The sequence below is a fragment of the Clostridium sp. D5 genome (genome assembly GCF_000190355.1).
GTDB classification, from domain to species: Bacteria; Bacillota; Clostridia; order Lachnospirales; family Lachnospiraceae; genus Faecalicatena; species Faecalicatena fissicatena_A.
This window is the reverse complement of record NZ_GL870819.1, coordinates 146,927-160,912: the sequence shown is the minus strand read 5'-3', so window position 1 is coordinate 160,912 and position 13,986 is coordinate 146,927. Positions and strand designations below refer to the sequence as shown.

Here is a 13,986-nt window from a genome sequence, read left to right as displayed (position 1 = left end):
ATAACTCCTCCTTAGTTGTTGCCTGAAATGATTTTTAGTATGCTCACTGTGAAATGTTGTTCCGAACCGGAACTGAAATGTATAGGAATGGCTTATCGCCGCTGGTGATGAAATATTCTCCCGGCGACTTCATACGCCGTCCGCACAGAATATAATCAGATTAGAAATAGAATATCATATTTTTCTTAATTTTTCTACGATAAATTGAATCTACATATTTGTAGTGTTATTATGGATATAAATATTTGATATAAGTATTGATATAAATATAAACAGAGGTGTCTATCATGAGATTTCGTAATAAATTACTGGATAACCTGCGCAGTGAGACTTCTAATAAGAAGGAAGACCTGCGGCGCGACTGGGGAGATGAATTTTATGAGTGTATTAAGGATATCGCAGAGCATCCCGTCGTACTCCGCATGAAGCTGTATCCTCACCACGGCCATACGAGCTGCTATCAGCACTGCCTTCATGTCGCCTATTATAACTATGTGTGGTGCCGTTTTCTTCAACTCGATGCGCGGTCGGCCGCCCGCGGCGGTATGCTTCATGATCTGTTCTTGTATGACTGGCACACACATGCAGCCCGGACCGGGGATTATTTTCACGGGATGACACATCCCAAATGTGCTTTTAAGCATGCGAAAAAGTTTTTTGAACTTAATGCAAAAGAGGAAGATATCATATTGAGCCATATGTGGCCGGTAACTCTTTTCCGTGTTCCCCGTACAAAAGAAGGATGGATAACCACATTTACAGACAAGTACTGTGGAACTTTGGAGACAAGCCAGAGGTAGAGCAAAAGATGATCAAAGGGGTCAGACCCTCCTACCGGAGGGGTCTGACCCCTTTGAAGTTAAAAGAAACTTTTTACTTTCTTATATATACTTTCAGCATCAAGTCCGTATTTCTTAACCAGTTCCACTGCCGGTCCTGATTCTCCAAATGTATCATTGATACCGATCTTCATAACCTTCGTCGGAGCTTTCTCTGAGAGCACGTCACATACTGCGCTGCCCAGTCCGCCGATTACGGAATGTTCCTCAACTGTAACGACTTTGCCGGTCTCATTGGCTGCTGCAACTACCAGTTCCTCGTCCAAAGGTTTAATGGTATGGATGTTAATTACTTTTGCATCAATTCCATCGGCTGCCAGCTTTTCTGCCGCTTCAAGACAGTTTGCTACAGGAAGTCCTGTTGCGATGATAGTAAGGTCTTTTCCTTCACGGAGTACAACGCCCTTTCCGATTTCAAATTTATAATCCGCATTGTCGTTGATTACCGGCACCGCCAGTCTTCCGAAACGCATATATACCGGGCCTGCATATTCATATGCAGCTTTCACTGCCGCCCTTGCTTCCACATCGTCTGCCGGGTTAATAACAACCATCCCCGGTATTGTCCGCATCAGAGCGATGTCTTCGTTGCACTGATGTGTTGCACCGTCTTCACCTACAGAAATACCTGCATGTGTAGCTCCGATCTTGACGTTCAGTTTTGGATATCCGATGGAGTTACGTACCTGCTCGAAAGCACGTCCCGCTGCAAACATGGCAAATGAGCTTGCGAACGGCACTTTCCCGGCTGCTGCCAGCCCTGCTGCAACTCCCATCATATTGCTCTCGGCAATACCACAGTCAATATGTCTTTCTGGAAATGCCTTTTTGAATACACCTGTCTTAGTTGCTGCTGCAAGGTCCGCATCCAGAACTACAACATCCTGGTGTTCTTTTCCCAGTTCAGCTAAAGCATTGCCATAACTTTCTCTTGTTGCAATCTTCTTTACATCTGACATAATGCTTCACCTACTTTCTCTAAATCTTTCATGGCAACTTCGTACTGCTCATCATTTGGAGCTGTACCATGCCAGGAAGCCTGATTCTCCATAAAGGATACGCCTTTCCCTTTCACCGTCTTAGCAATGATTGCTGTCGGCTGTCCCTTTACCGTTTTTGCTTCTTTAAATGCAGCATCTATCTGATCGAAATCATTTCCTTCTATATTAATAACATGGAAATTGAAAGCCTCAAACTTTTTATCTATCGGATATGGTGAGTTAACCTCGTCAATTGCCCCGTCAATCTGCAGGTTGTTATTGTCCACGATCACAACCAGATTATCCAGCTTTCTGTGAGCCGCAAGCATGGAAGCCTCCCATACCTGCCCCTCCTGGATCTCGCCATCCCCAACAAGCGTATAGACTCTGTAATCGTCCCCTGACAGCTTCGCTGCAATTGCCATTCCAACTGCTGCAGAAATACCCTGTCCCAGAGAACCTGAAGACATATCAACCCCCGGAATGTGTTTCATATCCGGATGTCCCTGAAGATAGGAACCTGTGTGACGCAGTGTCTTCAGATCTTCCACCGGGAAATACCCTCTGTTGGCCAGTGCAGAATACAGGCCTGGAGCAGTATGTCCCTTTGACAATACAAAACGGTCACGGTCCGCTTTCTTAGGATCCTTAGGATCAATATTCATTTCTTCAAAATAAAGATATGTGAAAATATCGGCTGCAGATAAAGAACCGCCCGGATGACCGGATTTCGCACTGTGAACTGCAGTCACAATGCCCTTGCGGACTTCATTTGCAGTCTTCATCAATTCTAACTTATTCATTGAAATTCCTCCTGTTTCATTATTTATTTCCAGGGATTGCCCAAAGGGGTCAGACCCTTTTGCATAGGGGTCTGACCCCTTTGACCCTGCTTGTTAAATTATTCACCAAATACTGCTTTATAATCCGCCTGGAATTTTTCAATTCCTGCGTCTGTCAGCGGGTGATGTGTCATCTGCTCGATTACGCTGTATGGAACTGTAGCAATATGAGCTCCTGCAAGAGCACAGTCAGTCACATGAATTGGGTTGCGCACGCTTGCAGCGATAATCTCTGCCTGGATGCCTGCAACTTCGAAAATCTGTGCGATCTCAGCGATCAGGTCTGTTCCTCGTACAGAGATGTCGTCCAGACGTCCCAGGAACGGTGATACGTATGTTGCACCAGCTCTTGCTGCAAGCAGTGCCTGGTTTGCGGAGAAGATTAATGTTACGTTTGTCTTAATACCTTCAGAAGAAAGAACTTTACATGCCTTCAGACCTTCTACTGTCATCGGGATCTTAACTACCATGTTCTTATGAATCCTGGCAATCTCTCTTCCTTCTGCAATCATTCCCTCTGCATCTGTTGTTGTAGCTTTCACCTCGCCGCTGATTGGTCCGTCTACGATTGAAGCGATTTCAGCGATTACCTCTTCAAAAACTCGTCCTTCTTTTGCGATCAGCGACGGGTTTGTGGTAACTCCGCAGATCACTCCCATATCGTTTGCTTTTTTAATATCCTCTACTTTAGCCGTGTCGATAAAAAATTTCATTATTCGTTCCTCCTTGAACTAAAATCCCTTTGTTTCCATATTAATGATTATAAGCGCTGGCGAGTGGCGGGTCAATAGTGCTGTAGATTATTAATAATTTTCTTCAGTTAATAATTTCATATTATTAATTATCTTCAAATTGATATAACTCCCTTTATTTTATTTTCAAAACGTATCCACGCCCATATCCAATATTTTTATATAAATTTTTTATGAACAAAGCAGTTCATGTTCTAAATTATTAGTAATATTTTTTTCTATTACATTAATTTTTCTTTTTTCTGCTTGGAGGATATGAAGTCGTTCCTCTCGTAACGATCCTGGGTTCATATTCCACATGGTAAATGCTGACAGGTTCCATCTCCGAATACTGCCTGTCCCTGGTTTTTATTTTCTTCATAATAATATCGCACGCATCCCGCCCTTTATAAATCACAAAATGCTCTATGGTGGTCAGCGATATATTATGCATTCTGGCAAACAGTGTATTGTCACACCCCATTACGGACATGTCGCCCGGAACTCTGTACTTCTCATCATAAAGCGCATCCATAATGCCGAAGGCAATCATATCATTCAGCCCTACAATAGCAGTCAGATTACGATGTTCTGCCAGCAGTTCTTTGGTCAGGTCATAACCGATTCTGTACTCTGAATCTATTCCCGGAATATCCTTATCGATCTGCTCATTAGCCGCCTTTATAATAACATTTTCTCCCAGCCCTGCATCCTTAAATTCCTTAAGAAATCCCTCCACCCGCTTGGAGCGCTGCTTCTGTCTGACAGTCAAAGGCGGTGCAATATATGCCACATGCCGGTGTCCCAGCTCCAGCAGGTGCCGGGCCATAATCCTGCCCAGCTTGGAATTGTCCAGTTCAACGGCATCTACGTCCAGCTTTTCATTCTGGTTATTTATAATAGCAAACGGGATCTTCTCCGACAATTCTTCCACAATTGGCATAAAACACCTGCTTGGGTTACAGGTATATATCACCCCCTGCGGATTCAGCGACGGCATCATTTTCAAATAGCGTTCTTCCAGCTCCAGATTCCTCTGTGTATTACAGACGAACAGCCCAAAGCCCTGCTCTGTCGCCCGGGATTCAATTCCCTGCAGCAGCATAACATAATAGGGATTCGTCAGGTTCGGACAGAGCACAACAAGAAGCTTTTCCCGCTTATTTTCCTTATGCCGTTTCCTCTTTGGCAGCTCATATCCCAGTTCCACGGCAGCCTCCTCAACCTTGCGGATCACATCCTTTGAGAAGGAAACATTGTACTTCTTATTGAGAACCATGGAGACTGTGGCCTGAGATACTCCTGCTTTGCGCGCCACATCTGAAGATGTCACTTTTTTCTTATACATCATCCCACTTCCTTAGTACCTGTTTCATCTGTCTACAGTTCGGTTCTGCCTTCCAGTGCCCGTAGGAGAGTTACCTCGTCTATATATTCCAGGTCTCCGCCCACCGGAACACCGCTGGCAATCCGGCTGACCTTAATCCCCGTGGGCTTGATCAGCTTACTGATATACATAGCCGTCGTCTCCCCCTCAAGACTGGAGTTGGTGGCGATAATCACCTCATCCACATCCCCCTGAAGACGTTCCATAAGCTCCTTCAGTCGAATATCCCCGGGCCCTATGCCAAGCATGGGAGAAATCGCACCATGCAGGACATGATAAACGCCGTTATATTTTCCCGTTTTCTCATAAGCAGCAAGATCCCGGGGTGTCTCCACCACCATAATGGTCTTCTGGTCCCGGTCGGGATTGTTGCAGATCGGACAGAGCTCCCGGTCCGTCAGCGTACAGCACTGCGCACAGTACCGCACATTATTGCGGGCATCCACAAGAGATTTGGCCAGATTCTCCACCTGCTCCTGCGGCATATTAATAATATGAAAAGCCAGGCGCTGCGCAGACTTCGCCCCAATTCCCGGCAGGCGTGAAAATTCCTCAATCAGCCGGCTGATTTGATTACTGTAATAATCCATTTAGTATCACTCCTGTTTCTTCGTTACGTTCTTAACAAAGCAGGTCAAGAGGGTCAGACCCTTCTGCAAAGGGGTCTGACCCTCTTGAGCACCATTGTCAGAATATTTAGAACATTCCGGGCATGCCGCCGCCGAGTCCGCCTGTCAGTTTGTTCATTGCTGAATTTGACTCTTCATCGACTTTTCTCAGTGCTTCGTTCGTTGCCGCTACAATCAGGTCCTGAAGCATCTCGATGTCTTCCGGATCCACAACTTCTTCCTCCAGCTTCACACGCAGAACCTCGCGCTTGCCGGAAATGGCTACCTCTACAGCACCTCCGCCGGCTGTTGCTGTGTATTCTTTTGTCTCAAGCTCTTTTGCCTGCTCTTCCATCTGGCGCTGCATCTTCTGCGCCTGCTTCATCAGATTTGCCATATTGCCAGGCATTCCGCCGCCTGGAAATCCGCCTCTTTTTGCCATGATTAATCCTCCACTATGATCTCCATATTAATTTTCTTTTCGATGTCTACAAATGTATCTTCAAAGTGCCGTCCCTCTTCTACGTGACGGACCTCCACTTCCACCTTTTTCCCGATCCGGTTCTCAATCAGCGCCTCCAGCTCCTGCCGGTGTTCTTCCTTACCGACCACATCTGCCTCCAGCGTCCCCGGCATCACGATCATCAGCCGGTTGTCTCCTCCAAGACTCAGCCTGGCCTTCTTCAGAAAGGTCCGAAGCATTCCGGACGCCTCATCTGCAATGGGTCTGAAGTTCTTCACAACCTCCTGGATATCTTCCGGGATCGCATTGGGCAATTCCGGCCTGGCCTTCTGTTTTGCCTGCGCAGCCCCTGGGTCTCCGCTCACATAAACCACCCGTTCAGCAGCGGCGCCTGCAGGGATCCCCTGCTCCAGCTTTTCTTCCACTGCCCGGATGCGGTCAAGCAGCGTATCCTGCTCCACTTCCATGGCCGGAGTACACAGCTTAATCAGCGCAACCTCCAGAAGAACCCGTTTTTGAGTCGCATATTTGAGCTGTCCCGACAGCTCGGAAAAAATACGGATGTAACGGAGCAGCATATCGGACTCAATCATCTGAGCCTCTTCCTTCAGCTGCAGCATATTCTCCGTAGATACATCAAGCACATCTTCTATATTATCAGAAGTTTTCACCAGAAGCAAGTTCCTGAGATACCATGTGAAATCGGAAGAAAGCTGTGTCAGTTCCCTTCCCTGCATCACCAGGTCTTCTACCGTGTCCAGTACCTTAGGTATATCCCGCTTAATAATATTGCGGAGCAGCAGGCTGAACACATCCGTGTCCACTGCCCCCAGCACTTCCAACACATTATCATAGGTCAGTTTCTGCCCCAGATAAAAAGCGATACACTGGTCCAGAAGGCTCAGCGCATCACGCATGGAGCCGTCTGCCGCCTTCGCCACATAGCGGATGGCTCTGTCCTCCACTTCCACCTGTTCGGTCACCATCAGCTCCTTCAGCCTGTCGGAAATCGTCTCAATCGTGATCCGCTTAAAATCATAATGCTGGCATCTTGAAAGGATCGTAATCGGTATCTTATGCACCTCTGTCGTTGCCAGTATAAAAATCACATACTCCGGCGGTTCTTCCAGCGTCTTAAGAAGCGCATTGAAAGCACCTATGGAAAGCATATGCACCTCATCTATGATGTAGACCTTATACCGCCCTTCCGTCGGCCGGTACGCCACTTCCTCCCGGATCTCCCGGATATTGTCCACACCATTGTTGGATGCAGCATCAATCTCAATGACATTCATGGAAGTCCCCGCCGCAATCGACCGGCACATCGCACATTCCCCGCAGGGACTGCCATCCGCCGGATGCTCGCAGTTTACGGCCTTGGCAAATATCTTTGCCACCGTAGTCTTCCCGGTTCCCCGGGTCCCGCAGAACAGATAGGCATGTCCGATGCGGTTTGCCTTAATCTGGTTCTGCAAAGTTGTAATAATATGGTCCTGTCCTTTTACATCTGCAAATTCTGTAGGACGGAACTTTCTGTAAAGCGCCGTATACGACATGAATCACACCTCTGCTCTAAAGTGCATCTGACTACTCCCTGCTCCATGTAACTGTACAATCAAACCAGACAGTCCTCGGCTGCAAAAATACCAGACGCACAGTAATTTTCTTTTACCTTCTACCTTTTAAGATTACTTAAAAACATCATCACCAAAACTGATCCCTACCATCTTTGCCTCTTTAATCAGGCTGCAGCCCGGATCCACCGTCTTCAGCTTCCCTGCAACATCCTGGAGCGGTACCTTTGTTGTCTCCCCGTTTTTCATTGCAATCATATAGCCGAATTCTTCCTTCAGAATCAGTTCTGCTGCCGCCGCACCCACTCTTGTGGAAAATACACGGTCATACGCACACGGAGAACCACCCCTCTGGGTATGTCCCGGAACGGTAATACGTACTTCCTTGTCCGTTTTCTGCTGAATCTGTTCCGCCAGTTCATAGGCAATCGACGGATACTTTCTGTTTGCCAGCTTCTCCTTGTATTCCTTTTTCTTCAGCTGTGCATCCTCTTTGGAAACTGCTCCCTCAGCAACCGCCAGGATCGTAAATGGCTTGCCGGCCGCAGAACGCTTCTGGATCACATCCGCGATCACTTCAATATCATAAGGAATCTCCGGAAGCAGAATAATATCAGCGCCCCCTGCAACCCCTGCATGAAGCGTAACATGCCCAACCTTGTGTCCCATTACTTCTATAATAAATACACGGCTGTGTGAGGTCGCTGTTGTGTGGATCCTGTCAATCGTATCCGTGGCAATGTCCACTGCACTCTGGAACCCGAAGGTCATATCGGTTCCCCAGAGATCATTGTCAATCGTCTTCGGAAGCGTAATCACATTCAGTCCCTCTTCCCTCAGGAGATTGGCCGTCTTATGCGTACCATTGCCGCCCAGAATCACAATGCAGTCCAGGCTCAGCTTATGGTATGTATGCTTCATAGCAGCCACCTTGTCCAGCCCGTTCGCATCCGGCACCCGCATCAGCTTAAACGGCTGTCTGGATGTCCCCAGAATCGTGCCGCCCCGTGTCAGAATCCCGGAAAAATCCTTGGAGGTCAGCATCTCGAAGTTCGCATAAATCAAGCCCTTATAGCCATCTTTAAATCCATATATTTCCACATCATCACGCTTAGAACATACACCCTTTACTACGCCGCGCATTGCTGCATTCAATGCCTGGCAGTCTCCGCCGCTCGTCAGCATACCAATTCTCAACATAATCAAATCCTCCTTGTTCAAACTTCTGCCGCTTCCGCAGCAGATCTTATAAACTACAAGCAGCTCCACCGTAAGGTGAAGCTGTTCTTACTCTTATGATTATACCCCATTTTGCATACCGTAACAAGAAAATATTCATTTCCGGATACTGATGGAAAACCTGTTACTGATTACAGACCGGACCGTATACTGACACTCTCTTTTCATTTAAATACCTGGATTTTATTTTCCTCCTGGATTAACCAACCGTGATTCAATGACAAATTCCACAAAACAGTAGTTGCTGTTCCACGGGAGGTGTCTCCCTCCACTACTAGAACAAAAAGCGGCCTACAACTCACATTTTTGCACAAAAGAATTGTAAATTCTACAAAAAACTTGTATAATATTAACAAGTAATACGAAAGAGAGGACACACTATGAAGCAGAATAACATGTTAGCAATGATTTTAGCCGGAGGCCGGGGTTCACGCCTTCACGAACTTACCAACAAGGTGGCGAAACCGGCAGTTTCATATGGCGGTAAATACCGCATTGTCGATTTTCCTTTGAGCAACTGTGCCAACAGCGGCATTGATGTTGTCGGAGTGCTGACACAGTATGAATCCATTTTACTAAACAGTTATGTTGCTGCGGGACGCCGCTGGGGACTGGATGCCCAGAACAGTGGAGTATATGTCCTTCCTCCGCGTGAAAAGGCGGATGCCAACCTGGACGTGTACCGCGGAACTGCAGATGCAATTTCCCAGAATATTGATTTTATCGATACCTTCTCTCCGGAATATGTCCTCATACTGTCAGGTGACCACATCTATAAGATGAACTACGCAAAGATGCTGGCATATCATAAAGAATGCCAGGCAGATGCTACTATCGCAGTAATCGAAGTACCTATGAAAGAAGCGGGCCGTTTCGGAATCATGAATACCACCGAGGACGGCCGTATTGTAGAATTTGAAGAAAAACCGCCACAGCCAAAGAGCAACCTGGCTTCCATGGGCATTTACATATTTAACTGGAAGCTGCTGCGCAGGATGCTTCTGGCAGACATGAAGAATCCGGATTCCAGCCATGACTTTGGAAAGGATATCATCCCTACACTTTTGAATGACAAGAAAGAGCTTTTTGCATATAAATTCAAGGGATACTGGAAAGACGTGGGTACCATTGATTCCCTGTGGGAGGCCAATATGGATCTTCTGGACAAGAACAATGCCCTCGATTTGAATGACCCTACATGGAAGATTTACACGGAGGACGGATACACCCTGCCGCATTATGCAGGACCGGATGCAGATATCAAGCGGGCATTTATCACCCAGGGCTGCAAGATCAACGGGGAGATTAAAAACTCTGTCCTCTTCACAGGCGCCAAAGTCAGCACCGGGGCCAGGATCATTGACAGTGTGCTTATGCCGGGTGTTGAAGTTGGAGAGGGTGCATGCATTACACGTGCGCTCATCGCCGATGGCGTTAAGATCGGCAAGAACGCTGTTGTTGGCAGCGCGGGAAGCGAGCACATTGAACTCGTTTCTAAAAATGTAAAGGGGGAAGAATAATATGAACAACGCATTTGGAATTGTAAATCCTGCCGGAAATCACATCAAAGTAGAAGGACTTCAGTCATACCGCACCATCGGGGCATTTTCGTTCCTCGGCAGATACCGCGTTATCGACTTCCCGATCTCAAATATGAGCAACAGCGGAATTGACCAGATCCAGGTCTATGCCCGCAGAATGCCCCGCTCCCTTGTAGAACACCTTGGCACAGGGCGGCACTATAACATCAACTCCAAACGCGGCAAACTGCGTGTTCTTTTCGCAGAGAACAGTTCTGACAATGACATTTACAACACCGACATCGCCGCTTACCTGGAGAACCTGGAATGCATCGAAAGAATGCACTATCCGTATGTTGTCATTGTACCGAACTACATGGTCTATACAGAGAACTATGACCAGCTTTTGGAGACACACATCAATTCAGACGCTGATATTACTCTGTTGTATCACACCACAGACAATGCAAAGGAAACATTCCTGAACTGCGATCTGTTGAACCTGAACCGCCAGAAAGGCGTGCTTTCTATAGAGAAGAACCGCGGAACCGCTAAGAGCAGAAACATTTTTATGGATACCTATATCATGAAGAAGGATCTGTTTATCGAACTGATCCACAAGGCTAAAGACCTCTCCTCTATGTACACACTTGCACAAATTGTAAACAGCCAGTGTGAAACGCTGGATATCCGGGGCGTGTCTCACAGAGGGTATTTTGCTTCCATTACAGACTTTAAGAGCTATTATGATGCAAATATGTCACTGATCGATTATAAGAATGCGCTGAACCTTTTTGACGATGAATGGCCCATCTATACGAGGACAAACGATTCCTGTCCCACACAGTACTATGAGACCGCGGATGTGAAAACCTCCGTTGTGTCTAATGGATGTCTTATAGAGGGAACCATCGAGAATTCCGTTGTGGGCCGGGGATGTGTTATCCATAAGGGAGCTGTTGTCAAAAACTGCATTCTTCTGCCAGGGGCAGTGATCGGAAAGGATGTTTATCTTGAGAATCAGGTTGTGGATAAGGGGGCCAGCCTGATACATGCAAAAGAACTTATTGCAGCCCCGGAGAAACCGGGGTATATACGACGAGGGGATACGATATAAGGATATTTGTCGTTAGTCATAATTTTGTAAATTGATAGGGGGATGTGTGATTCATATAAATCACACATCCCCTATTTGTGGCTATCTGTTTCGTGACAGCCCCTTTTTTGGCTTAAACTAACTATGCATGTGAAAGTGTTGGAAACATTAAATGAATATCCGAAAAATCTATGAAGCCTTTACCTTTAACAAAGAGTGTCGTATTTTCTTCCTTTAACAATTTACATTCATATTTTTCTTTTTCATCCACATTTTTGTTTCTTTGTAAACTTATACGAGATCTCCATCATCAAATGGATCTCCACATTCGGGACAGAATTTGGGCGGATGGGCCATGTCTTCCGGCTCCCAGCCGCATTTGTCACAGCGGTACTGGGGGACGCCTTCGGGTTTCTTCGAACCGCATTCAGGACAGAATTTCCCTTTGTTTACTGCACCGCAGGGACAACTCCAGCCCGCTTCCCGTACCGGCTTAGGTGCCCCGCACTCTGCACAGAATTTTCCCTTGTTTCCTGTGAATCCACAGCTGCAGTTCCAGCCGCCCGCCTCCGGAGTCTGCCCGGCTGGTGCAGACTGCTGCTGGTTCATCTGTTGCTGCTGTCCCATCTGGTAGAGGTTCTGGCTGTTCATACCTCCCATATTGTTTGCCATACCCATTCCCATGAATGCCATGGCGGATCCTGTACCTTCGTTCTTAGCCGCAGACTGCATGGCTGCTGCCTGGGCACCGGTCAGATATGCAGCTGCCATGGTAGGGTCTTTGAAGACCGCGGACCTCTGCAGTTCTTTTATGTATGCTTCATCTTTTTCGGATGCCCGGATGCTGCTGATCGCGATGGATACCATTTCGATTCCTCTCGTATCGTTCCACTTATTGGAGAGGATGTCTTTCAGCGCATCCGTAAGTTCCGTTGTATGTCCGGGAAGCGCACTGTAGCGGATTCCCATTTCTGATATCCGCGCAAATGCAGGCTGCAGGGCACTCAACAGCTCGCTCTTTAACTGGCTTTCCAGATCTTTAACGGAAAACTCGAAATCAATGTTTCCGCAGACATTTTTATAGAACAAGATCGGATTGCTCAAACGGTATGAATATTCTCCGAAACATCGGATTGAGATGTCCATATCCAGACCTATATTCTTGTCTGTTACACGAAAAGGCACCGGATTTGGAGTACCATATTTATTTCCCATAAGTTCTTTGGTGTTGAAATAATAGATCCGCTGATCCTTTCCGGTATCTCCCCCCATTGAGAAACGCTTTTTGAATGTATGAAAGGCCTCTTCTACTCCCTGATCATATCCGCTCCAGAATATAGAGGGCTCGGAAGAATTCTCCCATACAAATTCCCCTGGTTCTGAAGAGAACGCTACGATCTCTCCCTGATCGACTATCATCATACACTGCCCTTCATTTACCGCCACTATGGAACCGTTGCTGATGATATTCTCGTCTCCGTGCTTATTGGAACTTCTTTTGGATGTCCGCTTCATTCCTTTGGCAGCGATGACTCCGTCATCCAGAGACTCACAATAAAAATACTCTCTCCATTGGTCTGCCAGCACTCCTGATGCCGCTCCAATTCCTGCTTTTAATAACCCCATAACTAGCTACCTCCTGATTTAAATTCAAGTACATCCTGACGCACTTATATTAAGTTTAGAACTTGCCGCTGGCACCGCCGTGTCTTTCACCGTTATCACTTGTATGAACTGTCGTTGTTGTCCTGCTGTGTCTTTGCGGATCCGGATGTCTCGGCGGATCCGGATCCTTCTGCTTCACAGGAACTTTGGTAATACTACTTGTTAAGAACACCTCGTTTTTACGAATCTGCAGCGATGCGTCTTTATTCTGGTATACATTTGCGTTCATCTGCTTATAAGCCGTTTTCATTCTCGACTTCATAACCTTCATGCAAATAATGGTTATAATCAATCCGCATACAAGAGCCGACGCTATGTAGTCAACAGGTGTCTTTGGCTCCGATGGCGTTTTCACCTTTTCCTGCGTCTGATTTCCCCCTGCTGTACCACTGTTTGATGGCTGGTTTTTCTCAAACTTATCCGCTGCATTCGGCTCTGCACTTCCGTCCGCTGCATTTGCCTCTGTACTTTCATCACCCGCACTCTGGCCATCCACCTGAGAATTCAGTTTTTCTTCACATATATGTACAATTCCTGCCACATAGGTAATAAAACCGTCACGATACTGACCATTCGCAAAATAACTCTGTGCCGCAGTTTGCCCCAGTGAATTCAAATCGTAGTCTGAGAACAGTGTAATGGCATCTCCGTGTGTAGATATCGCCCACTCCCTATTCTTCATATCCAGTACAAACAGCACTCCGTCTTTCTTGTCTCCAATACCATATCCATTACTATCAAACAGCATATCTGCTTCAGCCTGAATATCCGCTTCCTGTCTCTCATTTTCAGTTACCAGTACTACATCGATCTGATATACTGCGGCAATATCGTTGGTCAGCTTTGTTAACTCCGCCTCTTCCGCATCAGATAAAAGTTCTGCATTATCGACCACTTTCGGCAGACTCACTTCTTCACTGGCTGATACCGGTATCACATTTACCAGAAACAGACAAAGCAGCGCTGCCATAAACCGTATTTTTTTCATTCTCTATCCCTCTTCCATCATGTATAGTCTCAACACTTTCTATTGCACCGTAAT

At 46.6% G+C, this 13,986-nt stretch carries 14 protein-coding genes; 3 read left to right on the top strand and 11 right to left on the bottom strand.

Going from position 1 to position 13,986, the window contains the following annotated elements:
- The first annotated feature begins 287 nt into the window (after positions 1 to 287).
- A complete protein-coding gene (locus tag HMPREF0240_RS20045; protein WP_242833365.1) occupies positions 288 to 800 on the top strand; it encodes a phosphohydrolase in 513 nt (170 codons plus the stop codon).
- A 59-nt stretch (positions 801 to 859) separates the two neighbouring features.
- Here HMPREF0240_RS20045 and HMPREF0240_RS20040 read toward each other — a convergent pair whose 3' ends face one another.
- From HMPREF0240_RS20040 to HMPREF0240_RS20005, 8 genes are all read right to left on the bottom strand, one after another.
- Complete coding sequence (locus HMPREF0240_RS20040) at positions 860 to 1,798, bottom strand: transketolase family protein (protein ID WP_009005230.1); 939 nt, start codon at positions 1,796 to 1,798, stop codon at positions 860 to 862.
- Positions 1,786 to 2,622 carry a transketolase gene (locus HMPREF0240_RS20035; protein WP_009005229.1) on the bottom strand — a complete coding sequence of 279 codons (837 nt, stop codon included), beginning with the start codon at positions 2,620 to 2,622 and terminating at the stop codon, positions 1,786 to 1,788. The genes HMPREF0240_RS20040 and HMPREF0240_RS20035 overlap by 13 nt, the downstream gene beginning before the upstream one ends.
- 98 nt (positions 2,623 to 2,720) lie before the next feature.
- On the bottom strand, positions 2,721 to 3,374 hold the full coding sequence (gene fsa, locus HMPREF0240_RS20030; RefSeq protein ID WP_009005228.1) for a fructose-6-phosphate aldolase: 654 nt from the start codon (positions 3,372 to 3,374) through the stop codon (positions 2,721 to 2,723).
- 265 nt (positions 3,375 to 3,639) lie between these two features.
- Positions 3,640 to 4,743: a LacI family DNA-binding transcriptional regulator gene (locus tag HMPREF0240_RS20025; RefSeq protein WP_347462634.1), complete on the bottom strand. Its 1,104-nt coding sequence runs from the start codon at positions 4,741 to 4,743 to the stop codon at positions 3,640 to 3,642.
- A 29-nt stretch (positions 4,744 to 4,772) separates the two neighbouring features.
- The gene (gene recR, locus HMPREF0240_RS20020; RefSeq protein WP_009005226.1) at positions 4,773 to 5,369 is read right to left on the bottom strand and encodes a recombination mediator RecR; all 597 of its coding nucleotides are present in this window, start codon (positions 5,367 to 5,369) and stop codon (positions 4,773 to 4,775) included.
- Between the two features lie 106 nt (positions 5,370 to 5,475).
- Positions 5,476 to 5,829 (bottom strand): YbaB/EbfC family nucleoid-associated protein, encoded by a 354-nt coding sequence (locus HMPREF0240_RS20015; RefSeq protein WP_009005225.1) that lies wholly within the window; start codon positions 5,827 to 5,829, stop codon positions 5,476 to 5,478.
- A gap of 2 nt (positions 5,830 to 5,831) precedes the next feature.
- Positions 5,832 to 7,406: a DNA polymerase III subunit gamma/tau gene (dnaX, locus tag HMPREF0240_RS20010; RefSeq protein WP_009005224.1), complete on the bottom strand. Its 1,575-nt coding sequence runs from the start codon at positions 7,404 to 7,406 to the stop codon at positions 5,832 to 5,834.
- 132 nt (positions 7,407 to 7,538) lie between these two features.
- On the bottom strand, positions 7,539 to 8,624 hold the full coding sequence (locus HMPREF0240_RS20005) for an ATP-dependent 6-phosphofructokinase (RefSeq protein WP_009005223.1): 1,086 nt from the start codon (positions 8,622 to 8,624) through the stop codon (positions 7,539 to 7,541).
- Positions 8,625 to 9,043: 419 nt separating this feature from the next.
- On the opposite strand from HMPREF0240_RS20005, the gene HMPREF0240_RS20000 reads away from it, so the two are divergent.
- Together HMPREF0240_RS20000 and glgD are read left to right on the top strand one after the other, a co-directional pair.
- Complete coding sequence (locus tag HMPREF0240_RS20000; protein WP_009005222.1) at positions 9,044 to 10,183, top strand: glucose-1-phosphate adenylyltransferase; 1,140 nt, start codon at positions 9,044 to 9,046, stop codon at positions 10,181 to 10,183.
- A gap of 1 nt (position 10,184) precedes the next feature.
- Complete coding sequence (glgD, locus tag HMPREF0240_RS19995) at positions 10,185 to 11,300, top strand: glucose-1-phosphate adenylyltransferase subunit GlgD (protein WP_009005221.1); 1,116 nt, start codon at positions 10,185 to 10,187, stop codon at positions 11,298 to 11,300.
- Positions 11,301 to 11,421: 121 nt separating this feature from the next.
- On the opposite strand, the gene HMPREF0240_RS25245 is transcribed toward glgD, so the two are convergent.
- From HMPREF0240_RS25245 to HMPREF0240_RS19985, 3 genes are read right to left on the bottom strand one after another with little or no spacing between them, the layout of a single operon-like run.
- A complete protein-coding gene (locus HMPREF0240_RS25245; protein WP_278245613.1) occupies positions 11,422 to 11,550 on the bottom strand; it encodes a hypothetical protein in 129 nt (42 codons plus the stop codon).
- 20 nt (positions 11,551 to 11,570) lie between these two features.
- Positions 11,571 to 12,905, bottom strand: coding sequence for an SPFH domain-containing protein (locus tag HMPREF0240_RS19990; protein ID WP_009005220.1), 1,335 nt, complete (start codon positions 12,903 to 12,905; stop codon positions 11,571 to 11,573).
- A gap of 55 nt (positions 12,906 to 12,960) precedes the next feature.
- Positions 12,961 to 13,932, bottom strand: a complete 972-nt coding sequence (locus HMPREF0240_RS19985) for a TPM domain-containing protein (protein WP_009005219.1) — start codon at positions 13,930 to 13,932, stop codon at positions 12,961 to 12,963.
- Positions 13,933 to 13,986: the final 54 nt, after the last annotated feature.